Here is a 24,277-nt window from a genome sequence, read left to right as displayed (position 1 = left end):
CATGAGCCTTGCGGCACTGCTTGACCCGCCGGCCCTCAGCGTCGCGGCACTGGCACCGCTTCCGCACCGACCCCCTCACTGGACTGCCCCGGCCTCGTCGAGCCAGGCGTTGAACAGCCGGCGGGCGATGATCCAGCGGGACCCGATCCGGCGGGCGGGGATCTCGCCGGTACGCAGCAGAACGTAGGTCGTGGCGCACGAGATCCCGAGCAGGGATGCCACCTCGGGAACGGTGTACGTCACCCGGGTCGGCGCCGGCTCTCCGCGGCGGATGCTGATCACGTTGGCCAGCTGGGCGGCCTTCTCGAACGGCTCGGTTTGGTCGCTCATTTCACGCCTCCGCAGGTGGGGTGAGTGTGGGTGCCGTTGTCGTAGCTGAGGGGTTGGCGGCAGCTGATGCAGGTGGCTGTTTCGGTTGGCTGCGCTTTCCCGTCCCAGCCGTCATGCCGTCGCATGAGCGTGGATTTGTGACGGGACGGCGGATCTGTGACGGCTGAGCCGTCACAGAGCGCTTCCGTCGCGTCGGACGGCTCGGGGGTGGTTGTGACGGCTGAGCCGTCACAGGTTGGCTCTGCCGTCACAGATTCAGGCGTGTGTGACGGCATGACGGCTGGGACGGCAAGGTGCCGGGAACTGTTTTCGGGGCAGTAGCGGCGCCAGGAGTCGACGAACTGCTCCAGGCGGTACCCGCGGGCTTGGCTCCCGTCCTCCCATCGATCGATGACCGAGTGGACCCCGAACTCGCGGAGCAGGCCGGCCAGCGATTTGGGGTTCAGTCCGTTCTTGCCCAGGGTGTCCCAGGGGGCTTCGGCGTTCTCGCGGAGCCGCGCGATCAGGGTCTCGGTGGGCAACCGTTGGGCGTCGCGGAATGCAGCGCGGATGTCGATGAGGAGCCGCACGCGGAGGGAGACGCTGTCGACGTCGAGGTCGTCGACGGTGAGAGCAAGGACCGCGTTGCGGGCGTCGGCGGGCCAGTGCCCGCCGGCAGCATCGGCGATCGCCACCAACGGTTCCCAGGTATCGGCGGCACGGTCTTCGACCGGCATGTCGGGTGCGGCGTTCTCCAGCTGGTCCAGCTGGCTCCGGACCCAGGCATGCAGCCGGGCTTTGAGCGGGATGAATGCTGGACCATCGCGGCGGACCCGGTAGGGCTGGACGATCTCGTCGGGTGCCCGTCGTCGCATCGTGATGATCACGGCCCGGTCTTCGATGGTGTCGGGCATGTTGCCGATGCCGGCGAGGGCGGCCATGGCGAACGTGGCGATGAGTTCGACCTGGCGGCGGCCGGTGTCCCAGCGGGCGGTGGGTCTGTTGCGTTGATGGCCGGCGTTGAGGAGTCCGCGGAGTTCTTCGTTGCCGTCGCCGGCCTTGGATGCCCAGATGGTGTCGGCCTCGTCCATTAGCGGTGTGGGCGGATCGTCGGGTGCGGCGCCGATGGAGCGGTAGACCGCGGTGGGTGAGGCATTGGCGGTCATCATCGGCTGGTGGCACAGGGCCTCGATCAGGTCGAGCAGCCGGGACTTGCCGCACCGCTTCTCCGGTGCCTTGATCACGAGCCGGGGCGCGGTGTTCCACGCGGGCATGGCATGAGTGGCGGCAATCCACAACACGGCGGCGGTGGCGGCGTGGTCGCTGGGAAAGACGAGGTAGCGGCTGACGGCGGCGAGGACCTGGTCCAGCAGCTCGGCACCGTCGACCAGCTCCGGGCCGTCGATCGGCTTGGGGTCGTTGTCGTCGGGCGAGGCGAGTGTGATGCTCATGCGACGTTCCTTCCGGTGCGGGTGGTGCGGGTTTCGTTGCGGCCGCGGGTGAGGCCGGAGGCGATCGTGGACTCGGCTTCGGCAGTGGTGAAGCCGTGGACGCCGATGTGGCCGGCGCACGCGGCCAGCAGCAGGTCGCGGACGGTGGGCTCGTCGACCAAGCCGTCGCCGACGAGTTGGCCGAGGGCGATGGAAGCGATGAACAGGCTGAGGTTCCGGGTGCCCTTGACCGCGGTCTGGACCCGTTCTGATTCGCGGGCCAGTGCAGCGGCCAGGTAGCGGTTCGGGTTCCGGACACCCGTCGACGCCGGCGGCTGCTGCCGGCGCGTCTGTGGGCCGGTGGCGGGCTTCTGGGGGCGCTGCAGAGGCTCGGCGAGCAACTCGACCAGCCAATCGGGCAGGAGGGCGGGGTTGGGGCTGTCGAGGCGGGTGTAGCGGCCGGTGAGGAACCTCGTGGGTGGCGCGATGACGTAGCCGCCGCGGCCGCGGGTGTCGATCAGCCAACCGAGCCGGCCGGCGGTGCTCCCCAGCTCCACACCGGCCGGGACCCGGTAGTAGCGGTGAAAGCCACCCGACGGCGTCGCCACGGTCCAGGTCGGCGGGAGGTCGCGGCCACGGGCCAGCTCGGCCAGGACCGCGTCACCGGAGCGGACCTTATGGGACGCCCACGGCTCCGGGACGTTGGCGCCGGGCTTGGCGCGGTCGGTGTCGATCACCAGCAGGTTCGACGGGCCGCACGCGATCCCGATCCCGTACGGCCGGGTGGACCAGGCACGGCGGATCCGGCCCGGGTCGCGGGTCGCGCGTTGTTCCCAGGTGGTGTGCCCGTTCTTGCATCGCGGGTCGGCGCGGTTGCAGTTGTTCGCGGTGTGCGCGGGGCAGGCCGGCACCTTGGAGCCGGGGACGGTCGGGAACACGTGCCAGCCGCGCCGGGCGTAGTCGAGGGCGGCCTGGATCAGCTGGACCATTCGCGGGGGCAGCTCGTTCATCGGGTCACCTCCACCCGGTCGACGGGAGCCGGCGCGGGGTAGGTCTGGCCGGCGATGGTGTTGCGGGCGTCGCCGAGTTGGAGGGAGCCGCGGTAGGCGTGGGTCGCAGCGTCGTCGAGCCGGTCGGCCGCGAGCCGGGCCACTGTGGCGGGGTCGGCGTCGGGATGGTCGTCGACCAGGTCGAACAGGTCGGCGCCGTGGGTGAGGGAGCCGCCGAGCTGTCGCAACGCCTGGTCCAGCTCGGCCAGGAACTGCTCCAGGGGTTCGAGGATGCGGGACAGCTCCGGCGCCGGGATCGGCGGCCGGGTCAGCGTGGCGCGGACGATGGTGTGGACCGCTTCGCCGGCGGCGCTGGCGTCGTCGACGAGCTGGTCGGCGAGCACCCGGGCATCGGTCAGGAGCCGGTTCCGTGTGGCGCTGTGGGTGGGGTCTGGCATGTCGGTTGTGCCTTTCTGAGGGTGTGCCGATCCGCGGCCGCGGCCAGGTAGCGGCGGTCGAGGGTCGTGCACGGGTGGGGGATGGTTGAGCGCGGCGCAGAGAGCGCCGGCCGAGGGGTGCTACCGGGGCTACTGCCCTAGTGGGGCCGGTAGTCGGGCCGGTAGCGGTGCTGCTACTGGTAGCCCGGGTCAGGGTCGGGGGTAGCGGGCGAATGCGGGGTGGTGTCGTCGACCACGGGCGGGGTGTAGGTGGGCCAGCTGGCGTCGCGGCCCGCGGGGGTGTCGGAGTTGGCGGTGCGGTCCTCGAGGACGGCCTGGAGGGCGGTGCGGGCGAGGCCGCGGCGGTTGAGCTGTTTGCCGTCGATGGTGCGTTTGATCTGGATCGAGCGGAGGCTGTGGGGTCGGACGGCGGCGGTGACCTGTTCGCCGGTCCAGGCGCCGTAGAGGCCGGGGTAGGTGCCTGCGAGGCGTTCGGCGAGGTCGTCCCACCAGACCTTCTCCTCACCGACCGGCCACACCGACGCGAGGTGGTCGAGGATCGAGGCGGTGGAGTCGTCGGGGTCGGGGTCGATCCCGGCCGCGTGCCCGGTCAGCAGGCCGGCGGCCAGCCTCGCGGCGCGGGCACGGGCGGCGACGGTTTCCGCGGCGGGGGCGTCGAGATAGGCGGTGCGGACGATGACCGGTTCGTCACCTTCGCCGGCGAGGTACCCGACACCACGGTCGGTGCGGGCGAACATGGTGGCCCGGATCCCGGCCTTGTACATCGACGTGCCCAGGACCATGTCGTTCTCGACCTGCCCCGTCACCTTCAAACAGAACCGGAGCACCGCGTTGGAGGAGATGCCGGTGGGCAGGGACTTGGCGTCGACGCGTTGGGTGGCGAGCACGAACATGATCCCGGCGGCCGGGCCGCGTTTGCCGAGGTCGGTGACCTCGGCGACCAGTTCGGGGTCGTCGTCGAACGCGACCTGAACCTCGTCGATCACGACCACGATCGGCCACAGGCCGAGGCTCCGCCGGTCGGCGAGTTCGCGGGTCACTTTGCCTTCGGGGCAGACGTCGCGGGGCAGGCTGCGGATCGTCTTGTAACGCCGGGCCATCTCCCGCTTCAGCTCGCGGATGTCGGCTTTGAGGTAGGCGAGGTCGTCGGTGTCGTCGCCGGTGCGGAACCGGTGCGCGACCGGCTCCAGCGGGAGCAGGTCCGCGCCGCCGCGGAGGTCGTAGATGTGCAGCTCGGCCGACGGATCCAACGCTGCGGCCAACGCGAGGAGGCGGAGGAGGAACGTCTTCCCCATCCTCGGCAGGGCACCGATGATCATCAGGGCGAACATGAGGGTGATGGTCACGGGCCGGCCCTGAGGGTCGGTGCCGATCGGGAACGGGTCGAACAGGTCGACCTTGCCGGCCTTGGCCAGCGTCCACGCGACCGGCTTGGCCTTGCTCATCGGTTTGTCGCCGCACCAGATGTGCAGGCGGCCGGCGTGCGTGTCGTGATCCGACGACGGCCACACCGACGACAACGGGCGGCGGAGTCCGGAGGCGAGGCGGTCGCGGCGTTCGATCACATCACCGGCGGTCACACCTGGCGGGAGGTCGACTTCGGCCCGGAAGCCGGGGCCGTCGCGCATGATCGGTGACGGGAACCTGACACCCAGCTCGACACCGGGCTTGAGCGACTTGTTCAGCTCCGCGATGCCGAGCGAGCCGAGCGCGGTGATGATCAGGTCGGCGGTCAGCCGGGGGACGGCTTCGGAGTCGATCGACCGTGATGTGACCGGCCGATCCGCTGAGCGGCCGATGCCGCCCAGGATCGCGAGGAGGACGACGGTGAGGGTGGTGATCACGCCGGGGGAAGTCGACGTGATCACCGACCAGCCCACGAACGTCGCGAGGACGCTCACGATGGCGGTGACGAGGAGGCGGCCGCGGACCATCTGCCGGTGCTGCTCGGTGAGCCGGACGAACACGGCGGGGTCGGCGCCGGCGGTGTTCATCGCCGACCGCATCTGCCGCCCGTCGGGGTCGGTCGACCACTGCCACACCACCCCCAACAGCCGCGCCACACCGAACGGTGCACGGCCGACCAGGCGGAGCCAGTACAGCGGAAGCCGGATCCCGTGGAACGCGGTCACATGCCACGCATGCCGGACCCACCAGCTGGCGGCGTCCAGGAACGCCGGCCAGGACTTCACCCACGCCGGCAGCACGGGCCGCGGTGCGGCCGGCGGACGGACCGCGGGCAGCTCGTCGACCAGTCCGTCGACCGTAACTGCCCGACCCTTGTTCTGGTCCTCGTCGACGAGCTGGGCGTCGTCGTCGACCAGGCCGGCGTCCCGCGGTTGGTCCAGCCGGTCGAGCACTGCCGACGGCGACACCTCGACCAGCTCACCCGCCGCCGGCGGTTCGGGAATGCGGTCTCGCTCGTCGTCTGGATCGTCCATTGCGAGAGCCGTGGTCACGATGCCCGCCGGGAGGTGTCGGTGTCGGTCCAGGTGGAGGCGGTGTAGCGGGAGCGTTGGGCGGTGATCCAGCCGGACACGGCCCAGGGGTCGCCGTGGAAGGCGTAGAGGGCGATGTCGCGGTGCCAGCGAGAGGCACGGGTGAACGCGTCCAGGACCAGCTGCACCGTGCCGTGGTCGAGGCGTTGGAGGAGCTGGACCAGGTCGGGGACACGGCGGCCACCCAACAGTGCCTCCACAACGGGCAGCAGCGTGAGGTCGCCGCCGACACCGTCGAACCCTGCCATGGGTTCGGGGTCGAGCCAGAACACGCCCAGCTCATCGGCCTCACGAACCCAGGGCCAGCCCGGATCGGTCAGGCTGCCGTCGAACGCGGCGATCACCAGCTCGACCGCGGCTGAGGTCAGATCCGCTTCTGGACCCTCCACCACGGCCAGCCACTCCCGAAGGCCGGCGCACACCATCCGCCTCTCGCTGAGCCAGGCGTCGCGCGCGGGGTCCATCACCGCACCGCCGAGCCGATCGCCGTGACGATCGTCCTCGACGCGGCCGTCACCGCGTGCAGGATCGGCGGACCCACCGCCGTTGTCGCCAGCGCGAGACCGAACACGATCCCGACCAGCACCCCCGACACCTTCTGCTTGCCCCACTTCACCAGCCCGAAAGCCAGCAAGCCGAGAACGATCACCAGCGGCAACGTGAGCATGTGCACCTCCTGGGTCAGTACAGCGTTTCGCTGTATCCAGTGGACTACAGCGTTTCGCTGTAGTCAAGGTCTCTTCTTCGATAAGGCCCATGACTCGACGATCACCGCGATCGGCCGGCCGGACCACGACGTGCCACCGACACACCACCGAACAAAACCGAACTTCTGCGATGCTGAGTTCATGGCAGAACTCGACGGATCACCAGCAACCTCCGCTGACCTTGAGTGCTTGGCACTCACAAACTTCGGACACTTCACATCGATGCGTGTCGGAGCGGACGGCACTATTCGAGGCTTTACCCACCACATGGACCGACTCTCGCGAGACTGCCAGCTGGTATTTGGTGTACAGCTCGACACCGAGGAAGTCGCCGCCCGGATTCGACGTACGATCGCCGAAAGCGCCCCGCCCATCACAATTCGAGCGACCGTATTTGACCCTCAGATCGGCATGGGCAATGTGGGCGACACTGCTGCACCCAAGGTGCTGCTGACAGTTCGCGCGGCATCGACTCTCCCCGCACCTCCGACTACCGCGAAGACTTACGAATTCAGCCGCGACCTCCCCGAGGTTAAGCACATCGCACTGTTCAGCCAGCTGCGGCTTCGGCGCGCTGCCCAGCTCGCTGGCTTCGGCGATGCGATCTTCGTCGAACGGGACGGGCGGATCTCCGAAGGTGTTACCTGGAATCTTGGGTTCGTCGACCGCGACGGCCAGGTCGTCTGGCCCGACGCGCCAGTTCTACCCGGTGTGACGATGCGGCTGCTCCAGGATTCTCACGAGTCCGTCACAGCTCCGATCAGAAAATCTGATCTGGCCAGCATCCGCGCTGCGTTTGCCACCAACGTTTCGATTGGCGTGCGCCCGCTGACCGCCATCGACGAGTTCAATTTTCCGACGGAGGACCCGACGCTCGATCTCCTCCAAAAGGTCTACTCCGAAGTTGCCGGCGAGCGGCCGTAAGGCGGGTCGTCATGCCTCTCGTTACGCAATGGACTGGCCGAGAGATCAAGGCATTCCGCACCGCGATGCGCATGAGTTTGCTCGATCTCTCGCATGAGCTAAGTGTGTCTGATCGGATCATTGCGCGCTGGGAGAGCGAGGGGAACAATTGCATCCCGCGAATGATCAATCAGGCAGGACTCGATACGCTGCTTGCGCGCGCCGGCGCCGACGTTCATGGTCGATTTGTCGGCCTATTGGCGGCCGCCGACGGCCCCGCGCTGCATCAACTGGCCGAGCCTGCGGAGAATCCAACGATTAGCGGTCGCTACACGCGACATCCGCGCGACGGCCGCCTTATGGCGCGCATACCGGAAGGCATATTTCTGGGAGGAGCGCAGTGCGAGCCAGCATGGGTGGACGAATTCTATATTGACGTGTTTCCGGTGACGAATGCGGACTACGCCAGATTTTGCGCTGCAACTGGGCATCCCGTGCCGCAGTATTGGGACGGCGGGCGTTGCGCCCAACGCCATTACGATCATCCCGTGGTCGAGGTGTCCTGGCGCGATGCACAAGCATTCGCCACCTGGGCTGGCAAGACACTCCCCGCAGCATCCCAGTGGGAAAAGGCGGCTCGCGGGACCACGGGAGCCACCTTCCCGTGGGGAGACCAGAGGACCGCGGCAAAGTGCAATGTGCGTGAAACCGGTGTCGGTGCGACAACCTCTGTCTCGCGATATCACAGCGGCGTATCCCCCTACGGTGTTTACGACTTGGTGGGGAATGTCTGGGAGTGGTGTTCCACCAGTTCTACGAAAGGGAGATTCGAGTTGAAGGGCAGCGCGTTTACGAGCCCTCTATTTCGGGGTGAGCCAGCCGTCTGGAATGACGCGAACGATTTCATGCATGACGACGACACGGGGTTTCGCTGCGCGTGCACGCCAGAACAGATGGTGCCGTGAATATGAAGCACCGCCTTGCCGACCGGGGAAGGATCGCGGCATGACGGCCGAACTGCCCACTGATTGGTGGACCACCGAAGAGGTTGCAACCTTTCTCGGCGTCTCGTCTTCCACAATCCGGTCGTACCTGGCGCGCGGTCAAATGCCTGAGCCCGATCGCCGCTTTGGTCGCCTGCCCGCCTGGCGGCCCGCGACCATACGTGATTGGAATGAGCGGCGGCCTCGCAAGGCACTCGGTCACTGAAACAACGCTCAATCAGCCCCAGTATCACTAACGTTGCCGCCCGTCCTAGCCGTGAGCCACTTGAGCTAGAGCACTCAATGCCGGCAGGTTAGGTTGGATTTGAGCGAGGTAATTCGCCCGTACCAGCGAGCATTCTTCTTCACGATCGCGCCGGCATCACCAGCCTCGAACCCGAAGGCAACAAGCACCCTCAGTTCAATAGTAATTCTAGGAGTTGTGCCCCGGTCCACAAGGGCCCTCGATCTTCAAACAAGACTTTTCGCTGCTTCGAGTCCGTGGGCGACGCTATTTCGCAATGCGGCGAGATCATTCATCCACTGAGAGTCCGCAAGTTCAGCGCTAATAAATCCGTCAACTTGCGAATCGAGCCGAGCGAGTCTCTGGGCAAGACTCTTGTCTGTGGCGTGCTTTGTTGCCCATCGCAGGCGGCTTCGAAAGGTCTTCAACGCGGGCTCGGTCGACAGCGCTCGATCGAGCGCAGCTAGCGCAAAGGCAAGCGTCTCAGCATCGGGAGTATCCGCGCTCGAGTTGAGCGATCGATCCATGCTCTCGATCACCTGATAAAGCACAGCGAATCTCATCTGCCAGGTGTGCCCGGACGCGCTGCGATAGCTTAAGTACTGGTCGACTGTCGAGAGATGGCATTGAACGAACGAGTACAAGGCTGGTAATTGAGATTCAAAGTCCCAGTCACTTAGCTCATGAAGTAGCCCAAAACTTGGAATGCCTCCTCCTGGCCTCGGACCATTCTGAACGTAGAGTCGGAGGTTGTCGGAAGTGGCTGGCTCCGGAACCCTCCATGTCGAGGACGAAACTCTAGCGAATGCTAGGCCGGTTTTTCTTCGGGTCGCGGTGGTTGTCAAGAAGACAAGCGGTTCGACCCATCGCGTGAGTAAGCTGTCGAGCGGAGCCGGCGATTCGAAGATGAGTTCCCACGCGGAATTGGCCCGGACGGTGATTGCTCGGTCGACGCCCGGGATAGCGTACCGCTGACTATTGTCGACTAGCGACAGCTCCGCACCTGCCCAAAGCAGCAGTCCGTCGGTTTGGGGGGACATGCGTTACCGTCAGATTCTGTGCCACCGCGTCATCACGATCCGTAACCTCAAGCGTTCTAGCCCAGGCTGCCCAGTCGTCCTGATCCCAAAGAGAGAAGCAAAACTGTGTGACGGATAGCTCATCACTATTGAGTAGGAATTCGCCGGCCAGCGCCACCCTCGGACGCAGCACGATATCGCACAGATTGTATGCGAAGTTGTTGCGCCAACTTTCGATTTGACAGTCAAGCAGAGTCCAATGATCGCTCATCGTCAGGCCGTAGATAATCGGAAAGCTCGGCAGGAGCGCAGTTGGATCAAAGAAGGGAATATCTTCCAGTCCAGGAAGCCGTTCGTATACGTGTATTGACACGTTTCCAGCGCTGTCGATCTCAATTGCTCCGGGGAAGGCTCGGTCGGTTCTGGGTTCGCTTAGCCACCACTTCGCAGGTTCAGTCTCCACCCGGAACACCCTCTCACTAGAAGTCACCACCAAGTGCCAGCACGACCCTCACCGCCATGTACAAACTTGGCGAGTGCGTCGGCATTGAGCACTATTGCTGAGCCGACACGTACCCCTCAATCAGTTCGTTGATGATCGCTCGACCCTCGTCCTTGGTGATCCTGCGGCTGGTCGAAGGCGTGCCCTTCATGGCAGCGTGACGGGCCTCGTCACCGCTGAGCACCTGGTGGTTGCAGGTGGCCGTCAGTTTCTCGATCCGCCGCTGGGACACCCCAGTGCAGCGAGATAGTTCGTAGTCACCGCCACCGCAGGCAACCTGGAGGATCTCGTAAACCTTGTAGAACTCGTGCCAGCTGGGCGATGCCGTGAGCCCGAGGATTCGATGCGCCTCAGCGACAACAGGATGGTCCAGTGCAGCGCGCAGCTGTCTGGCGAGCTGTGATGGGCCAGATGGGGCCACAGCGCCCTCGGCGTCGGTGACGACGCCATCGGCAGAGATCGCTGCGGTAACGCGCACGGTGTCGGACACATACACCCAGGTGGACCCACCACGCTCTATCCGGCCGGCGGAACGGACCGGTCGGTAGCTGCGGCGGCTCAGCATGCCGTTGAGCAGCGTGATGAGGTTCTGCGCGGCCGTGAGCACGTCGGCGGCGTCTGTGTACGCCTCGAAGTCCGCGGCCTGAAGGTAAGAGCCCTGTTCGCCGGTCAGAAGAAGGACATCGCCAGCAGCCAGTTCTCGCCGCAGAAGGGAGAGATCGGGGTCCTCGCCGACGAGATAGACCCGCCACGTGAAGTTCACCGGAGAATCGTACAAATCGCCCAGGGACAGCCGATTGGGCGAACAGATGTTCTAATCGATTGTGGGGCAACGGCGGGCGGACAAGTTGTGGCCGCGGCCACGGACGACCCGCCACGTCTGGGTCACCCAGCCCGGCAAGTCCGGCTTATTGCACCTAGTGACACTCATGCCGATGGGGAACGCTTTGTTGCTAAGGAAATCGCTCTAGCGGGTGGATCAGTCGGGGGACCGTATCGCTCGATGGTTCCTGTGACTAGGTGTCTTCCCTGGACGGTTGCATCAGATGAACGATTCCTTCGTCTAGTTGAAGCGACCCGTGGATGGTGTCGGGGTTAGCGGTTTGCGGCGGCGTCGTAGCTGGCTTTGTCGACGCGTCGGTGGTAGGCCATGCCGGCTAGTCCGCCGAGGATGGCGCCGAGGAGGCTGACCAGGGCGAGTCCGATGGCGGTGAGGATGCCGGCGGTGGAGAGGGTGCCTTCGTTGATCGGGATGCGGGGGAAGCCGTTGAGGTTGCCGAGGACGTTGAACTGGGCTCCGGCGATGACGATGAGGATGGCGACGACGACGGCGATGATGACGGCCCACAGCCACACCCCGAGGCCTTGTTTGAGTCCGTTGAAGCGGGCCATCCGGCCGGCGACGTAGCCGCCGCAGTAGTAGCCGACGAAGATGATGACGAGCAGGGCGATGGCGCCGACCAGCCCGACGGTTTCGGGGTTGGTGTTCTGGGCTTGTTGGGCGGCGTCGGTGTTGCCGAGGCCGAAGGCGGTGCCGGCGGCGGCGAGCAGGGCGGTCAGGATGACGGTGGTGCCGGTCGCGGTCAGCCAGCCGAAGAAGCAGGCACCGATCTTCATACCGCCGAAGCGGTCCTTTTGTTCGGCCAGCACCTGTTGGCGGCTCGGGTTCGGCTGGTCGACCACGTGGTCGGTGGCCGGCTGGCGCGGCGGTTCGCTGCTACGCCCATGGGGCTCTGGGTTGACGGCGCTGCTCATGAGTCAGGCTCCTTCGTGGTGGCGGGTCGAGACTTCGCTCGAGGTGCGATTGGTAGCTGCTGGCGGTTGCTCACATGGCTGGTGGTGTCGTCGTCTCGGTGCGGTCTGGTTGGCTCAGAGGGCGCGGCGTTGGGCGACGAGGGGGCAGAGGAACGGGTCTTTGCCTTTGAGGCCGACGGTGTTGAGGTAGCCGATGACGCTGCGGTAGGCCGACCACAGGGTGGCTTGGGTGTAGGGGACGCCTTCGGCGGCGCAGTGCGCGGCAACCAGGGGCTGGATTCTGCGCAGGTACGGCCGGGCCATGGACGGGAACAGGTGATGTTCGATCTGGTAGTTCAAGCCGCCCATGAACACCGACATCAACGGTCCGCCGGTGATGTTGCGGCTCATCAGGACCTGCCGGCGGAGGAAGTCCAGCTTCAGCCGGGGTGAGACCAGCGGCATACCGATGTGGTTCGGGGCGAAGGAAAAGCCCATGTAGAAGCCGAACACCGCTAGCTGGACGGCCAGCACCGCGACTGCCTTGCCCGGCGGCAGCACCAGGAACACCAAGGCGACGAGCCCGCCGAGCCGGATGGTCAGGAAGGTCAGCTCGACCCAACGGCGGGCGATCTTGTCCTTGGAGAGGACCCGCTTCACACCGTCGGCGTGCAGCGACAGCCCTTCGAGAAGCAGCAGCGGGAAGAAGTACCAGCCTTGGTGGGCGACCAGCCACCGCAGCAGCGGATGGGTGTGGCGGGTCGCCATGGCCGGGGTCATCGCGATCGCCGACAAGGCGATGTCGGGGTCGGTGCCTTCTTTGTTGGGGCTGGAGTGGTGCCGGGTGTGCTTGCTTTGCCACCAGCCGTAGCTGATGCCGACCAGCAGGTTCGCCACGATCAGGCTGACCCAGTCGTTCCACTTACCGGACTGGAAGATCTGCCGGTGAGCGGCGTCGTGACCCAAGAACGCGATCTGGGTCATCACCACCCCCAGCACGGCGGCGGAGGCGAGCTGCCACCAGGAGTCGCCGATCCAGACGAACCCAGCGACCCAGGCGATGATGGCCAGGACCGCACCGATCAACTTGATCCAGTAGTAGCCGTAGCGGCGCCGCATCAGGCCGAGCTCGTGCACCTGCCGGGTCAGCGCGGTGAACGAGCTGCCCCTCTTCGGGGGCGCACCGTCGTCCGCAGCACGCCGGGATGTGGGACGCGGCCGCGCTGTTGACGATGATCGTGTGGTCGAGGCAGGGCTGTTCGGGGCAGGGCTGTTCGGGGGAGGGGTGGTCGTCGGGGCGGTGGGGGTGAGTAGGGAGGTCATGAGGGAGGGCCTATTCGAGGCGGTCGTCCCGGATGTGCCTAGGCTCGGTTGCGAGTGCGTCGGGGTCGCGGCGAGATGGTGAGCGGCGTCCTCCGGCCCTAGGCCGACTGCATCAGCAGCAGTCTTATTCTACCCGTTTCGCTGCCAGATCAATCGGCGTCCCCGGACACGACGGTGGGCGTGCGGTCACGCGTGCGGCGACCCGTCCGACCTGGTCGCCGCCACCTGCACCGCTGGGTCCGGTTGATCAACCGTCGTCATCATCGTGGGCCCGCGGGCGGTGGGGATGACTGAGTTCCGCGAGCAGTCGGACGGCGAAGGCGTGCGGGGTCAGACCGGGGGCGGCCGCTTGCCGGCGCAGGGTTTGGTCGACGTCGTCGGGGTGGTGGCCCCGGTCGGTCAGCACGCCGACGGCGTGGTTGATCGTCGCCTGCTCGGCCAGCCCTGTGATGCCGGTGGTCGGGCAGGTCGGCGGCGGGTCGGCGTCGACGCTGACCTGGTGCTGTGGAGCGGGTCTGCCGCGCTCGGTCACGGCTGGGTTGGTCGCCGGATGGCCGGCGGAGGGGGTGAGAGCGTAGCTGATGTCGGCGGCCAGGTCGACGAAGGCTCCGCGGGTAGCGGCGTAGAAGACGATCCGACTGCCGGTCTGGAAAGTCGGATCGAGCAGCGTCAGTGGGAGCCGCAGCGAGGTGACCAGGCCGTCGCGGCCACCGGAGTCAGGTTGGTCCCGGGAGTGGGAGAACACGCTGACCACGACCGGAGGGTCGTGCTCAGCGAGGGTGATTTGCAGTCCACGGTAGGAGGTCACCGCTGCGGCGAGGCCGGCGTCGAGTCCTGCCAGGGCGCCGGCCACGGGCGGGCCGTCGTCGTCGAAGGCTTCCGCGAGAGTGGTCGTGAGGTGGTCGAGCTGGTGGGTGAGCAGGGCTGTGGAGATGTCCACAGGGATGGCTCCGAGGAGGCGGATCCGTCCGCCGGTCGGTACTGCACTGGGTCGGTCAGCTGAGGTGCTGGGCCCGAGGATGGTGGCTCAACGGATGACAGGAACGGTGGAGCCACGTCCCTGTCGACGATAGGCCTTCGGTGTCCAGATCCCCTAACGGCCCGCCAGCCGACGACGCCTGACCACTGCTTTCGACGGTAGTTGGACCTTAGTCGGATCGGTGGCGGGCGTCGGCGCGGCGGCGGGCTTCGGCGACGATCTGTTGGGCGACCTCGGACAGCTTCTGGTGCTCGTGCTGGCTGAGGGCGCGGAGCCGGTTCAGCGCCTCGGTCTCGGTGCCGCCGCTGCGGCTGAGGATGATCCCGACGGCCCGTTCGATGACGGCACGGCTCTCCAGGGCATGCTGCAGGCGGGCGGCGAGGCGTTGGGTCTGGGCCAGGACGTGGGCGTTCTGCACCGCCACCGCCGCCGGGGCGGCGTAGATCTCGCCGATCTCGGCGGCGCGGTCGTCGAAGACGTGTTTGGCCCGGGCGTACACGTTCATCGCGCCGACCACCCCGTCGGCAGTGATCAACGGCAGCGACAGCACACTGTGCACCCCGAGCCGGGCCACCGCGCCGCCGAAGCGGGACCAGCGCTGGTCACCCCCCAACGACCCGGACACGACCGTCTGGCCGTCGCGGGCGGCGGTGATGCAGGGTCCTTGTCCGAGGGAGTACTGGATGTTGTCGACCTCGCGGACGAAGGCGGCGGTCACCACCACAAGGTCGGACCGGTCGTCCTCCAGCAGGGTCAGACCGGCCCCGTCGGCGCCGGGGATGGCCCGCACGGCGTAGCTGGCGACCCGGGTCAGCAGGTCCTCCAACGCCATCCCGCTGGTCGCCAGCCGCGACAGGGCGTGCAGGCTGTCCTGCAGCCCGTCGTCGTCCTCCTCTGCTGGTGATGGGGGGGAGTCGGTCGCCGTGACCGGCACCGCGGCGATGGCCGCAGGCTCGGGGGTGGGGTCGGCGGCGGACGGGTCTGCCGGGTCCGGGGTCGTGTTCACGGTCATGACCTCTCCATGACGGGATGGGTGGGGGAAAGTGTCAGCGGCTCCCGGGAGAACGACCCGGATGTGGCGTGCTGGGCCGCCGCGGCGCACCTGGTGCAGCGTCGACGCGGTGGGATCTGGTCACTCGTGCTCCTCGTCGGGCGGGTGGAGCATCTGGTCCAGCAGGGTCAGCGGGTCCTGGCAGGTGCACGGCGGCAGCTCGAACGTGCTCAGGTACGGGACGCGGGCGGCGCGGTAGAGGTCGTCGAGGCGTTCGTTGACGGCGTTGGCCAGCACGTCCTGCTCGGTGTCGCTGAGCGGGCCGAGGCCGTGCAGGAAGGCCTCGATGTCGAACGCGTCGCCGGTACCGCCGAGAGCGAGGTAGCCCAGCCACAGCTGTTGGATGCTCCACTCGGCCCGGTCCCGGGCGTACTGGAACAGCTGAGGGCGGGAGCCGCTGTCAGGCATGAGCGTTCCCTGGTCAAGCACTCGGCTGGGCGGGCCGGTCGGCGTGCACCGACGCCACCACCTGCCGGGCGACGTCATGGAGCTTGGTGTTGGAGCGTTGCGAGGCCGCGGCCAGCATCTGGAACGCGGTCTGCTCGTCGGCCGCCCCTTGCGCGATCAGCACGCCCTTGGCCTGGCCGATGATGTCGCGGCTGGCCAGCGCCTTCCGCAGGTCGGCGCTCAACCGGTGAGCATCGGACAGGGTCTGGGTGTTGGCCAGCAGGATCGCCGCCTGCCAGGCGAACAGCTCCAGCAGCTCCTCCGCCCGTCCGTCGTAGGCCTGAGCCTGCGCCGAGTACACCTTGATCGCACCGATCCCCGTTCCCTGCGCGGTCCCGGCGTCCTGGGTGAGCAGCGGCGCGCTCAGGACCGACCGGATTCCCAGGCTGGCGACCGCAGCCGTCCATTCCGGCCAGCGGGTCTCCGACTGGGTGTCGTCGATCCGGGTGCTCACCTGGTCCCGCCAGGCGGTCAGGCACGGGCCGGCATCGAATTGGTACTGCAGGGCGTCGGCCTGCTCCACCAAGGCATCGGAGGCGGCGGTGGTCCGGGCGCCGCGAGCGTCGACCAGGGTCACCCCTGCGCCGCTGGTGCCGGGGATCGTCTGCACAGCCAGCGCCGTGACCAGCGTGATGGTGGTGTCGATCGTCTCCCTCGACAACACCACCGCACCCATCTGGGCCAGCACCGCCGCCAACTGCGGTGACGCCTGCGCCACATCCAACGCCTGTGGCTCAGTCACAGAAGTCCTCTCCTCGCCCATGGACACATCCGATCTCGAGGGGGGACACCCCGGGGCGTCAACTCCACCGCGCGTGAGGAAGACGGACCAGTCGCCGCGGTTCTGCCCGACACCGTACACAATCTATGTTCGACATCGTACATAGCCTGACCGGGACCGGGGACCGGGAAGACGGCCAGAGGCGTCGGCGTGGCCAGCCTCAGATCCCCGTCCGTGGGTGGGTCGTCACGGCTGGTGGGTCCGAGCAACGGGACCGGCGACGGTGCCCCCAAGGTGCCGCGATGAGAGTGGGAGAGGGGATCGGTGCGACCATGGGGTATGGCCGCCGCGGATCCGCTCCTGCCGGCGGCCACGACCGCCCGGCAACCCAACCGGCTGCTGGCCGCCATCCCGCCGGCCGAGCAGAACCGCCTCGCCCTCGACCTGACGCTGGTGGAGCTGGCGGCGAAGGCCTCCCTCTACGACATCGACGAGCCGATCAGCCACGTCTACTTCCCGCTCGACTGCGTCATCTCGGTGGTCGCCGACCTGGACGACGAGACGGTCGTCGAGGTCGCCACCGTCGGCGCCGAGGGGTTCGCCGGACTCCCCGCCTTCCTCGGCGCCACCAGCAGCCCACACCGAGCTTTTTGCCAGGTGCCCGGTCAGGCGCTGCGTCTCGACGTCGACGTCATGCACCGGTTCTTCGCCGGCGACGGGGTTCTGCACCAGCTGATGCTGCGTTACACCCAGGCGGTGACGGTGTTCCTCGCCCAGAACGTGGCCTGCAACCAGCTCCACACCTCCGAGCAACGCTGCGCCCGCTGGCTGGCCCAAACCCATGACCGGGTCGGCCGGGACACCTTCCCCCTCACCCAGGAGTTCCTGGGCCAGATGCTCGGTGTCCGACGAGCGACCGTGTCGTTGAGCGCTCAGGTGCTGCAACAGGCCGGGCTGATCCGCTACCGGCGTGGACTGATCACCGTCGTCGATGAATCCGGCTTGCACGCCGCCGCCTGCTCCTGCTACGACGTGATCCGGCGCGAGTTCGAGAAGCTGCCCTGAGCGGTGGGTGCGGTCGACGCTCACCCAACGGTGGTCAAGGCTCCCGGGCGGCAGTCGATGCTGACTTGGGCGGCGGCCGTCAGGTCGACCAGCTCACCATCGATCTGCATAGGTATCGGGTCGACGGTGGTGAACGCGACCCGGTCGACCCGGGCCTGGACCGCTAACCCCACCGTGACCGCGCGCAACGTCATCGCCACGATCCGCCACCGGCCGCCGTGGCGGCGGGCCACCACCTCGAACAGGCCGTCGTCGGGACGGCCGACGCTGCCGACCCGCCCGTACTTCGCCATCCCAGACACGTTCGCGAAGATCAAGCTGTCATACAGCGCCGGCTCGTGCCCCTCGCGCACGATCTCCACCGGCGTCAGCGCGCTGAACGTGCGCAGCACCGACACCAGCTCCGCGAGAGTGCCTTTCCGGTCCCGCCGGAGCCCGACCGCCATCAGCGGCGTCAACCCCAATCCGACATAGGAGTGGGCGTACCGTCTCCAGCTGCCGTCTCCGTCTCCGTCGCCGGCGTTGACGGTGACCCGCAGCAGATCCAGCTGCCGGGTGCGGCCGTCACGGTGAGCGGCGACGATCGCCTCCACCAGCGGCATCCGGCGCGTGCTGCGGCGATGATCGTTCGCGTTCCCCCCGGCGGCGACCGCCGCCAACGCCCGCGAGCCCGGCGTATCGAGAACCCCGTTGACGACCTCGTTGTAGACACCGTCACCGCTGACCGCCACAATCAACGGCCGCCCCGACCGCGCGAACGCGGCAGCCAGCTCCCGAGCATGACCAGCATGCTGGGTCGCCTCCAACGTGACCGGCAGCTCCGGCAGCCGGACCGACAGCTCATCGTGCAGCCGTTGCGCCATCGTCAACGGCACCCGACGATTCACCGGGTTGTAAACCAACACCACCCGATCCAACAGCCCCGCCTCACCAGCCATCGCGAAATATCCCTCCACGCACCCGTGACCGTTCCAACCCCGGGAATCTAGCGACACCCGGGCGCAGGGGCAGCCAATCCCGCGAGCAGACCTGCACTGGATTCCTCACCGGCAACGAGCCTGTGGACCATGGCGAGCACAGGCAGGACAAACTGTCATCTACCCTTGACGGCCCCACGGTGATGGCATCTACTAGCGGTGTTGACCCCGATCAACCGCCCTGGGACCTGACCGCCGCCGCCCCCCGCCGCGCTCAACCTCGCCAGGATCATCATCGGTCCCGCTCATCTGCGAGGACGGTCATGTCCCAGCCGCTCCACACTTCCACCGCCCTTGACCCCGACCTGCGCGGGGCGTCAAGTCTCGCACTGGCCGGTCAGCCGGCATCTGTCCCCGACATCGACGCGGTCGCCTTGGATGCCCTCGTCGACGCCCTGATGTCCAGCGGCGACCCCCAAGGTAGAGCCGGGGGGGTGTGCGCGGTGCTGGAGGAACTGTGGGCCGCGGTGGCCTGGATCCAGACCCCAGGCGTCGACCCGGCAGAATCCACCAGCCTGCGCACGGTCCTGGCCGCCGCCGACGAGCATCGCCGACGCATGTCGACGGCTCGGCGTGCTCTGACACCGGTGGCCGACCGGTGAACTGGCGAAACTACGCCGCCTGCCGCGGCACCGACCCAGAGACGTTCTTCCCGATCGGCGCCACCGGCCCGGCCCTCACCCAACGCCAAAAGGCTCAGGCCACCTGCGGCGAATGCCCGGTCCGGCTCGCCTGCCTCGCGTTCGCAGTCAGCGCCGGCATCGACCACGGCATCTGGGGCGGACTCGACCCAGACGAACGCCGCACCCTGCGGACAGCCGCCAAGCGGCGGCAGACGACCTCGGTCAATCCCTGACCCCACGACCACATGCCTCACCCTCGCGATGGTTCGCCGAGCTCGATCGCCGGGCTCGCTGACACGGAGGCCCCCGCCCCGGAAACCTCCACCTCGCGGCCAGCTCCAGCGAGCGCCGCTTCGTCCTGCTGTCGAGATCGGACTCCTCCTCGCCGGCACCCTCTTCATCACCGGCCTGTGACCACACGCGTCAGTTGAGCGCCACACCGCGTAGCTGAAGAGATACTCGCTGCCCAGATTGCAGCATTCACGTGGTTCGAATAAGTCATGTCACCAGTAGTCCAGGTCCCGCCCGTCCAAGGCTTCGTCGTGGAGTGGAGACGCCACAGCTACCGCTGGTGGGCTCTGGTGGTCACAGTGCACGTGCCGAAGGACGAACCGCCGCTGACAAAGCTGGGAGTGGATCCGAGCGGAACGTCTCAAGCCGGTGCGCAGCGACCCGAACGGCGACGCGTGGCGGATCTGGCGATAGACGAGACAGTCAAGAAGTGCTGTGAAGGTCCGGGGTCTTGCCGCTTATCCTTTGCTCACCGATTGCTCACGGGCTCTTCGATGAGAACTGATCGCAAGCGTCAGACTCTGTTGCTCCAAGTGCTCACATAGCTGCCCCCATTACGATCGACTGGGGGCGTTCACGGCAGCTGTTCGGGCTCGTCTCACACTTTTAATCCGCGGGTTGTGGGTTCGAGTCCCACGGGGCCTACCGCACGCCTAGCCCGAGCCCGGTTCAGACGCCTCCACATCCTCGACCGGACCGTCCCCTGTCACAGGTGCCGCCGCTACGGTGCCGAGGTCGACACCTGGTAGATGACGAGGGCCCGCACCTCGTCGGGGCTGTCGGCGGCTATCGGCGTCCGTTCGATCCGGACCGCAGCCAGGCGGCGGCGTCTGGTGGCAGCAAGCCGTCCGGCGCGGGTGCGCTGGTCAGCAGCACCGCCGCGTCGCTGAGCGGTTGAGGTTCTCCGGACAGGTTCGCGATACAGACGACGTCGTTCCGCCGGAAGCAGAGCACGCCGTCCGGCGCGTCGAGCCAGTTGAGGTCGTCGCCATCCATCAGCTCAGCTCGCAACCGGAGCGCGGACCTGAGCAGGGTGAGCAGCGAGTCCGGATCGGCCAGCTCGGACTCGACCGTGTACCGGCCCCAGTCGGGGGGTTGGGGCAGCCAGGGTGACGACCCGGCCGGGCCGAACCCGAACGGCGGCTCTCCGCCCTCCCACGGCATGGGCACCCGGCACCCGTCGCGGCCCCGCGTCTCCCCGTTGCTGCGCCGGAACACCGGATCCTGCAGCACGTCGTCGGGAAGGTCGTCGACCTGCGGCAGGCCGAGCTCGTCGCCCTGATAGATGTACGCGCAGCCCGGCAACGCCAGCATCACCAAGAATGCGGCCCGGACCCGGCGGGTGCCGAGATCCAGGTCGACCGACTCGCCCTGCCCGTCGAGGAAGTGGGCCGACGACGTGGTGGCCCGGCCGTATCGGGAGGCCAATCGCGTCTCGTCATGGCTGCCCAGCACCCACGTCGCCGGTCGGCCCACGTCGACCAACGAGTCGAGCGTGTCGTCGATCACCCGGCGCAGCGCGACCGGGTCCCAGGCGCCCTTCATGTACGGGAAGTTGAAGGCGCTGTTCATCTCGTCGGCCCGGATGTAGGCGTTCAGTCGCTGCGCGCTGCTCACCACGGCCTCGGCGACGAAGATCTTGCCCGGACCGTACTCGTCGGCCACGGTGCGCCACCGGCGGAAGACGTCGTGGACCCAGTCGACGTCCCAGTGCGGGTTGCCGACCCAGTCCAGCGTCATGAACCGCAGGTCGCCGCCGTAGTCCGCGTCCGGCAGCAGCGGGTCCTTCGCCAGGGCGGGCGCCGCGTCGACCCGGATGCCGTCGACACCACGGTCGAACCAGAACCGGAGTACGTCGTCGAACGCGGACAGCACCTCGGCGTTGCGCCAGTTCAGGTCCGGCTGCTCGACGGCGAAGGTGTGCAGATACCACTGCCCTGGGCGCCCGTCCGCCTCGACGACCCGCTCCCAGCCCGATCCGCAGAAACAGCTGATCCAGTTGTTCGGCGGCTCGGAACCGTCGAGGCCCTGACCGTCGCGGAAGATGAACCTGTCCCGCGCCGCCGAACCGGGCGGGGCGGCAAGCGCCTCAAGGAACCAGGGATGCTCGTTCGAGGTGTGATTCGGGACGACGTCGATGATCACTCGCAGCCCGGCGGCGTGGCAGTCGGCGATGAACGCGTCCGCGTCGGCGATCGTGCCGAACATCGGGTGGATGCCGGTGAAGTCACTGACGTCGTACCCACCGTCGGCCATCGGCGACGGATACCACGGCGATACCCACACGCCATCCACGCCCAGATCTACCAGATAGGGCAGGCGACGGCGCATTCCCGCGATGTCGCCGTCGCCATCACCGTTCGCGTCGGCGAAGCTCCGCGGATAGATCTGATAGATCACCGACCGCCGCCACCACGTCGCGTCGCCGCCACTCGGTTCGCCGTGCGCGCCGTCCGCCGCGGTCGGCATCATCGTCACACCACTCCTCGTTGTCGCGTGTGTTCTCGGCGCGTCCTGGCACGGGTCGCCTTGCACCGTATCGTGCTGAGCCACCGGTGCTGGTCCTGCGGGCGCAGATCGCGGGCAACGATGCTGGCGAGACCGATCCGAACCGGAGCCGAATCAGCGAACGGGGCGTGACGGCATCCTGCTCCCCGTCACTGCCGGGCCATGATCACATCCAGCCGGCGAGCCGGGTCCACCAGATGATCGGCCGACTGCGGATCGACGTCGATCTGGACCCAGTTCACCGTGCCGGTGAAGGCATTGTCGACACTGCCGTAGTCGTCGCTGACCGGCGTCCCCAGGTCGGAGCCGACGTCCAGCGTCTCGTCGCCGGAGAAGATCATCGGCACCGTCGCGTCCACCCGGCCGGTGCCGGCCGGGCGTCCGTCGATGAACAGGCCGACCGTCCCGCCCGTTCCCAACGACGAACCGTCGGCGGTGAACTCCATCCGCACCTGGTGCAGCCCGGCGGGGATCGGCTCGGTGCCGGCGACGACGAACCGGCGCAGACCGGCCAGGTTGTGGCAATACCGCGGACGGCCGTCGAGGACGTACAGGCTCCACCCGCCGAAGGCGCCGCCCTGGGCGACGATGACGCCGGACCCGGGCTGGTCGGTCAGGTCCACCTCGGCGGTGACCGCGTGCGATCGGTTCTTGACGTCGATCACCGAGCCCTCGGACAACCGGCGCATCCCCTTGAAGATCACCTGCGACCGCCCGGTGATCAGCTCCGGCCGACCGGCCAGCGACGCCACGAACCGTTCCACCGACCGATCGTCCATCGGCAACACCTGGTGCCGGGTCGCCTCGATCAGCCAGAGCCGCTGGAGCTCGCGCAGCCGATCGGGCTGCTCGGCGGCCAGATCGTGAGCCTGGGTCCAGTCCTGCGGCGCGTACAGCTCCCAGGTGTCCTCGTCGAACGGCGGCATGCCGCCGGTCAACCACGGCGTCCGGTGCTTGGTGCAGGCCGTCCAGCCGCGATGGTAGATCCCGCGATTGCCCATCATCTCGAAGTACTGGGTCTGCCGGCGGTCCTCGGCCTCCGGCCCGTCGAAGGAGTAGATCATCGACACGCCCTGGATCGGGTCCTGCATCACGCCGTGCACGAACCCCGGCTCCGGCAGCCCCGCCGCCTCCAGCACGGTCGGAGCGATGTCGATCACGTGGTGGAACTGATCGCGGACCTCTCCCCTGGCCGCGAACCCCTCCGGCCAGTGCACGATCAGCCCGTTCCGCGTCCCGCCCCAGTGCGACGCGACTTGCTTGGTCCACTGGTACGGCGTGTCCATCGCGTGCGCCCAGCCCACCGCGTAGTGGTTGTACGCGTTCGGGCCACCGAGCTCGTCGATGTGGTCGGCCAGGAACTGCGGGGTCTCCAGGGCAGCCATCCCGTTGAAGGTCAGCAGTTCGTTCACCGTGCCGTTGACCTGGCCCTCCGCCGAGGCGCCGTTGTCACCGACCAGATAGATGATCAAGGTGTTGGCCAGGCAGCCGAGGTTCTCGATCGCGTCGACCACCCGGCCGACGTGATGGTCGACGTGCTCGAGGAAGCCGGCGTACACCTCCATCTCGCGCTCCAGCACCGGCCGCAGCTCCTCGGGCATGTCCTCCCACGCCGGGATCTCGTCGGGACGAGCGGTGAGCTCGGCGTCCGGTGGCACGACGCCGAGGTCCCGCTGCCGCTGCAGCGTCTCCTCCCGGAGCACGTCCCAGCCCTGGGCGAACCGGCCGCGATAGCGGTCGGACCACTCCGGCCAGACCTGGTGCGGAGCATGGGTCGCGCCGGGCGCGAGATAGACGAAGAACGGCTTGTCCGGCATCAGCGACTTCTGCTGCCGGACGTACGCGATCGCGCGATCGCACAGATCCTCGGTGAGGTGGTACGTCGGGTCCGGGGGCGGCTCGATCGGCACGGTGTCCTCATAGAGGGCGGGCGAGTACTGATGGGTCTCGCCGGCCAGGAAGCCGTAGAAGTGCTCGAAGCCCGACCCGGTCGGCCAGCGGTCGAACGGACCGAGCGGGCTGGACTCGAACGTGGGCACCTCGTGGCACTTGCCGAACTGGGCGGTGGAGTAGCCGTTCAGGCGGAGGATCTCGGCCAGCGGCGCCGCCGTGTTCGGGCGCATCGAGGTGTACCCCGGCGCCGAGGTGGCCAGGTCCGCCACCGCTCCCATCCCGACCGAGTGGTGGTTCCGCCCGGTCAGCAGGGCCGCCCGGCTCGGTGAGCACAACGCCGTGGTGTGAAAACGGCGGTAGCGCAGGCCGTCGGCCGCCAGCCGCTCGGCGGTCGGCGTGGCGCACGGCCCGCCGAATGCGCTGGCCGCGCCGAATCCGACGTCGTCCAGCAGGATCACCAAGACGTTGGGCGCCCCCGCCGGCGGTCGGAGCGGCCTGATCGGCGCGAACGAGCTTTCTGGGTTCTTGGCGTCGTAGTGGACCGTGCCTCGGGGCCGGGCGTCCGGAATCGGGAGCACGGTGCGCTGGACGTCCGGACCTGTCATGACTGTTCCCTCCGACGG

The 24,277-nt window shown here is 67.6% G+C and carries 25 protein-coding genes; 6 read left to right on the top strand and 19 right to left on the bottom strand.

The window, feature by feature from the left end; all coding sequences use genetic code 11:
* Window positions 1-75 precede the first annotated feature (75 nt).
* The 7 genes from ABD747_RS06725 to ABD747_RS06695 all read right to left on the bottom strand — a co-directional run bounded on the left by ABD747_RS06725 (window position 76) and on the right by ABD747_RS06695 (window position 6,351).
* Complete coding sequence (locus ABD747_RS06725) at window positions 76-330, bottom strand: helix-turn-helix domain-containing protein (protein WP_344802678.1); 255 nt, start codon at window positions 328-330, stop codon at window positions 76-78.
* Window positions 327-1,760 carry a DUF3631 domain-containing protein gene (locus tag ABD747_RS06720; RefSeq protein WP_344802676.1) on the bottom strand — a complete coding sequence of 478 codons (1,434 nt, stop codon included), beginning with the start codon at window positions 1,758-1,760 and terminating at the stop codon, window positions 327-329. Before ABD747_RS06720 ends, ABD747_RS06725 begins: the two co-directional genes overlap by 4 nt.
* A complete protein-coding gene (locus tag ABD747_RS06715) occupies window positions 1,757-2,749 on the bottom strand; it encodes a bifunctional DNA primase/polymerase (RefSeq protein ID WP_344802674.1) in 993 nt (330 codons plus the stop codon). The genes ABD747_RS06720 and ABD747_RS06715 overlap by 4 nt, the downstream gene beginning before the upstream one ends.
* The gene (locus ABD747_RS06710; RefSeq protein ID WP_344802672.1) at window positions 2,746-3,186 is read right to left on the bottom strand and encodes a hypothetical protein; all 441 of its coding nucleotides are present in this window, start codon (window positions 3,184-3,186) and stop codon (window positions 2,746-2,748) included. Before ABD747_RS06710 ends, ABD747_RS06715 begins: the two co-directional genes overlap by 4 nt.
* 173 nt (window positions 3,187-3,359) lie before the next feature.
* A complete protein-coding gene (locus ABD747_RS06705; RefSeq protein WP_344802670.1) occupies window positions 3,360-5,627 on the bottom strand; it encodes a cell division protein FtsK in 2,268 nt (755 codons plus the stop codon).
* Window positions 5,628-5,641: 14 nt separating this feature from the next.
* The gene (locus ABD747_RS06700; RefSeq protein ID WP_344802668.1) at window positions 5,642-6,148 is read right to left on the bottom strand and encodes a hypothetical protein; all 507 of its coding nucleotides are present in this window, start codon (window positions 6,146-6,148) and stop codon (window positions 5,642-5,644) included.
* Complete coding sequence (locus ABD747_RS06695; protein WP_344802666.1) at window positions 6,148-6,351, bottom strand: hypothetical protein; 204 nt, start codon at window positions 6,349-6,351, stop codon at window positions 6,148-6,150. Before ABD747_RS06695 ends, ABD747_RS06700 begins: the two co-directional genes overlap by 1 nt.
* 181 nt (window positions 6,352-6,532) lie before the next feature.
* Here ABD747_RS06695 and ABD747_RS06690 point away from each other — a divergent pair, with 181 nt between their 5' ends.
* From ABD747_RS06690 to ABD747_RS06680, 3 genes are read left to right on the top strand one after another with little or no spacing between them, the layout of a single operon-like run.
* Window positions 6,533-7,315, top strand: coding sequence for an aminotransferase class IV (locus tag ABD747_RS06690; RefSeq protein WP_344802664.1), 783 nt, complete (start codon window positions 6,533-6,535; stop codon window positions 7,313-7,315).
* 11 nt (window positions 7,316-7,326) lie between these two features.
* Window positions 7,327-8,259: a formylglycine-generating enzyme family protein gene (locus ABD747_RS06685; protein ID WP_344802662.1), complete on the top strand. Its 933-nt coding sequence runs from the start codon at window positions 7,327-7,329 to the stop codon at window positions 8,257-8,259.
* A 40-nt stretch (window positions 8,260-8,299) separates the two neighbouring features.
* Entirely contained in the window at window positions 8,300-8,503 is a 204-nt protein-coding gene (locus ABD747_RS06680; protein WP_344802660.1) for a helix-turn-helix transcriptional regulator, read from the top strand.
* Window positions 8,504-8,748: 245 nt separating this feature from the next.
* Here ABD747_RS06680 and ABD747_RS06675 read toward each other — a convergent pair whose 3' ends face one another.
* The 9 genes from ABD747_RS06675 to ABD747_RS06640 all read right to left on the bottom strand — a co-directional run bounded on the left by ABD747_RS06675 (window position 8,749) and on the right by ABD747_RS06640 (window position 16,318).
* Window positions 8,749-9,072 (bottom strand): HEPN domain-containing protein, encoded by a 324-nt coding sequence (locus ABD747_RS06675; protein ID WP_344802658.1) that lies wholly within the window; start codon window positions 9,070-9,072, stop codon window positions 8,749-8,751.
* A 424-nt stretch (window positions 9,073-9,496) separates the two neighbouring features.
* Window positions 9,497-10,003: an ApeA N-terminal domain 1-containing protein gene (locus ABD747_RS26680; protein ID WP_425562491.1), complete on the bottom strand. Its 507-nt coding sequence runs from the start codon at window positions 10,001-10,003 to the stop codon at window positions 9,497-9,499.
* 91 nt (window positions 10,004-10,094) lie between these two features.
* Complete coding sequence (locus ABD747_RS06670; RefSeq protein ID WP_344802656.1) at window positions 10,095-10,805, bottom strand: hypothetical protein; 711 nt, start codon at window positions 10,803-10,805, stop codon at window positions 10,095-10,097.
* A 332-nt stretch (window positions 10,806-11,137) separates the two neighbouring features.
* Entirely contained in the window at window positions 11,138-11,797 is a 660-nt protein-coding gene (locus tag ABD747_RS06665; RefSeq protein WP_344802653.1) for a hypothetical protein, read from the bottom strand.
* Between the two features lie 114 nt (window positions 11,798-11,911).
* On the bottom strand, window positions 11,912-12,913 hold the full coding sequence (locus ABD747_RS06660) for a fatty acid desaturase family protein (RefSeq protein ID WP_344802651.1): 1,002 nt from the start codon (window positions 12,911-12,913) through the stop codon (window positions 11,912-11,914).
* 433 nt (window positions 12,914-13,346) lie between these two features.
* Entirely contained in the window at window positions 13,347-14,039 is a 693-nt protein-coding gene (locus ABD747_RS06655; protein WP_344802649.1) for a hypothetical protein, read from the bottom strand.
* Window positions 14,040-14,247: 208 nt separating this feature from the next.
* Window positions 14,248-15,090 (bottom strand): GAF and ANTAR domain-containing protein, encoded by an 843-nt coding sequence (locus ABD747_RS06650; protein WP_344802647.1) that lies wholly within the window; start codon window positions 15,088-15,090, stop codon window positions 14,248-14,250.
* A 120-nt stretch (window positions 15,091-15,210) separates the two neighbouring features.
* Window positions 15,211-15,537 carry a hypothetical protein gene (locus ABD747_RS06645; RefSeq protein ID WP_344802645.1) on the bottom strand — a complete coding sequence of 109 codons (327 nt, stop codon included), beginning with the start codon at window positions 15,535-15,537 and terminating at the stop codon, window positions 15,211-15,213.
* A 13-nt stretch (window positions 15,538-15,550) separates the two neighbouring features.
* Entirely contained in the window at window positions 15,551-16,318 is a 768-nt protein-coding gene (locus ABD747_RS06640; protein WP_344802643.1) for a GAF and ANTAR domain-containing protein, read from the bottom strand.
* 318 nt (window positions 16,319-16,636) lie between these two features.
* On the opposite strand from ABD747_RS06640, the gene ABD747_RS06635 reads away from it, so the two are divergent.
* Window positions 16,637-17,362 carry a Crp/Fnr family transcriptional regulator gene (locus ABD747_RS06635; RefSeq protein ID WP_344802641.1) on the top strand — a complete coding sequence of 242 codons (726 nt, stop codon included), beginning with the start codon at window positions 16,637-16,639 and terminating at the stop codon, window positions 17,360-17,362.
* A gap of 20 nt (window positions 17,363-17,382) precedes the next feature.
* Here ABD747_RS06635 and ABD747_RS06630 read toward each other — a convergent pair whose 3' ends face one another.
* Window positions 17,383-18,300 carry a diacylglycerol/lipid kinase family protein gene (locus ABD747_RS06630; RefSeq protein ID WP_344802639.1) on the bottom strand — a complete coding sequence of 306 codons (918 nt, stop codon included), beginning with the start codon at window positions 18,298-18,300 and terminating at the stop codon, window positions 17,383-17,385.
* Window positions 18,301-18,602: 302 nt separating this feature from the next.
* Here ABD747_RS06630 and ABD747_RS06625 point away from each other — a divergent pair, with 302 nt between their 5' ends.
* Window positions 18,603-18,941: a hypothetical protein gene (locus ABD747_RS06625; protein WP_344802638.1), complete on the top strand. Its 339-nt coding sequence runs from the start codon at window positions 18,603-18,605 to the stop codon at window positions 18,939-18,941.
* Window positions 18,938-19,195 carry a WhiB family transcriptional regulator gene (locus ABD747_RS06620; protein WP_344802636.1) on the top strand — a complete coding sequence of 86 codons (258 nt, stop codon included), beginning with the start codon at window positions 18,938-18,940 and terminating at the stop codon, window positions 19,193-19,195. Before ABD747_RS06625 ends, ABD747_RS06620 begins: the two co-directional genes overlap by 4 nt.
* A gap of 844 nt (window positions 19,196-20,039) precedes the next feature.
* Here the strand turns inward: ABD747_RS06620 and ABD747_RS06615 are convergent.
* Together ABD747_RS06615 and ABD747_RS06610 are read right to left on the bottom strand one after the other, a co-directional pair.
* Window positions 20,040-21,725 carry a glycoside hydrolase family 13 protein gene (locus ABD747_RS06615; RefSeq protein WP_344802868.1) on the bottom strand — a complete coding sequence of 562 codons (1,686 nt, stop codon included), beginning with the start codon at window positions 21,723-21,725 and terminating at the stop codon, window positions 20,040-20,042.
* Between the two features lie 185 nt (window positions 21,726-21,910).
* Complete coding sequence (locus ABD747_RS06610) at window positions 21,911-24,259, bottom strand: arylsulfatase (protein WP_344802635.1); 2,349 nt, start codon at window positions 24,257-24,259, stop codon at window positions 21,911-21,913.
* Between the last annotated feature and the right edge of the window lie 18 nt (window positions 24,260-24,277).

Source organism: Microlunatus ginsengisoli (assembly GCF_039537205.1).
In the GTDB taxonomy this organism is placed as follows: Bacteria; Actinomycetota; Actinomycetes; order Propionibacteriales; family Propionibacteriaceae; genus Microlunatus; species Microlunatus ginsengisoli.
Note: the sequence above shows the minus strand (reverse complement) of the source record. Positions and strands in the feature narration are given on the sequence as shown.

Excerpts from the sequence above, each read along its gene's own strand:
- ABD747_RS06720 (WP_344802676.1), bottom strand. The coding sequence starts at position 1,760 with ATGAGCATCACACTCGCCTCGCCCGACGACAACGACCCCAAGCCGATC.
- ABD747_RS06685 (WP_344802662.1), top strand. The coding sequence starts at position 7,327 with ATGCCTCTCGTTACGCAATGGACTGGCCGAGAGATCAAGGCATTCCGC.
- ABD747_RS06625 (WP_344802638.1), top strand. The coding sequence starts at position 18,603 with ATGTCCCAGCCGCTCCACACTTCCACCGCCCTTGACCCCGACCTGCGC.
- ABD747_RS06645 (WP_344802645.1), bottom strand. The coding sequence starts at position 15,537 with ATGCCTGACAGCGGCTCCCGCCCTCAGCTGTTCCAGTACGCCCGGGAC.
- ABD747_RS06650 (WP_344802647.1), bottom strand. The coding sequence starts at position 15,090 with ATGACCGTGAACACGACCCCGGACCCGGCAGACCCGTCCGCCGCCGAC.
- ABD747_RS06710 (WP_344802672.1), bottom strand. The coding sequence starts at position 3,186 with ATGCCAGACCCCACCCACAGCGCCACACGGAACCGGCTCCTGACCGAT.
- ABD747_RS06615 (WP_344802868.1), bottom strand. The coding sequence starts at position 21,725 with ATGATGCCGACCGCGGCGGACGGCGCGCACGGCGAACCGAGTGGCGGC.
- ABD747_RS06610 (WP_344802635.1), bottom strand. The coding sequence starts at position 24,259 with ATGACAGGTCCGGACGTCCAGCGCACCGTGCTCCCGATTCCGGACGCC.
- ABD747_RS06665 (WP_344802653.1), bottom strand. The coding sequence starts at position 11,797 with ATGAGCAGCGCCGTCAACCCAGAGCCCCATGGGCGTAGCAGCGAACCG.
- ABD747_RS06630 (WP_344802639.1), bottom strand. The coding sequence starts at position 18,300 with ATGGCTGGTGAGGCGGGGCTGTTGGATCGGGTGGTGTTGGTTTACAAC.
- ABD747_RS06700 (WP_344802668.1), bottom strand. The coding sequence starts at position 6,148 with ATGGACCCCGCGCGCGACGCCTGGCTCAGCGAGAGGCGGATGGTGTGC.
- ABD747_RS06705 (WP_344802670.1), bottom strand. The coding sequence starts at position 5,627 with ATGGACGATCCAGACGACGAGCGAGACCGCATTCCCGAACCGCCGGCG.
- ABD747_RS06635 (WP_344802641.1), top strand. The coding sequence starts at position 16,637 with ATGGCCGCCGCGGATCCGCTCCTGCCGGCGGCCACGACCGCCCGGCAA.
- ABD747_RS06695 (WP_344802666.1), bottom strand. The coding sequence starts at position 6,351 with ATGCTCACGTTGCCGCTGGTGATCGTTCTCGGCTTGCTGGCTTTCGGG.
- ABD747_RS06725 (WP_344802678.1), bottom strand. The coding sequence starts at position 330 with ATGAGCGACCAAACCGAGCCGTTCGAGAAGGCCGCCCAGCTGGCCAAC.
- ABD747_RS06680 (WP_344802660.1), top strand. The coding sequence starts at position 8,300 with ATGACGGCCGAACTGCCCACTGATTGGTGGACCACCGAAGAGGTTGCA.
- ABD747_RS06715 (WP_344802674.1), bottom strand. The coding sequence starts at position 2,749 with ATGAACGAGCTGCCCCCGCGAATGGTCCAGCTGATCCAGGCCGCCCTC.
- ABD747_RS06690 (WP_344802664.1), top strand. The coding sequence starts at position 6,533 with ATGGCAGAACTCGACGGATCACCAGCAACCTCCGCTGACCTTGAGTGC.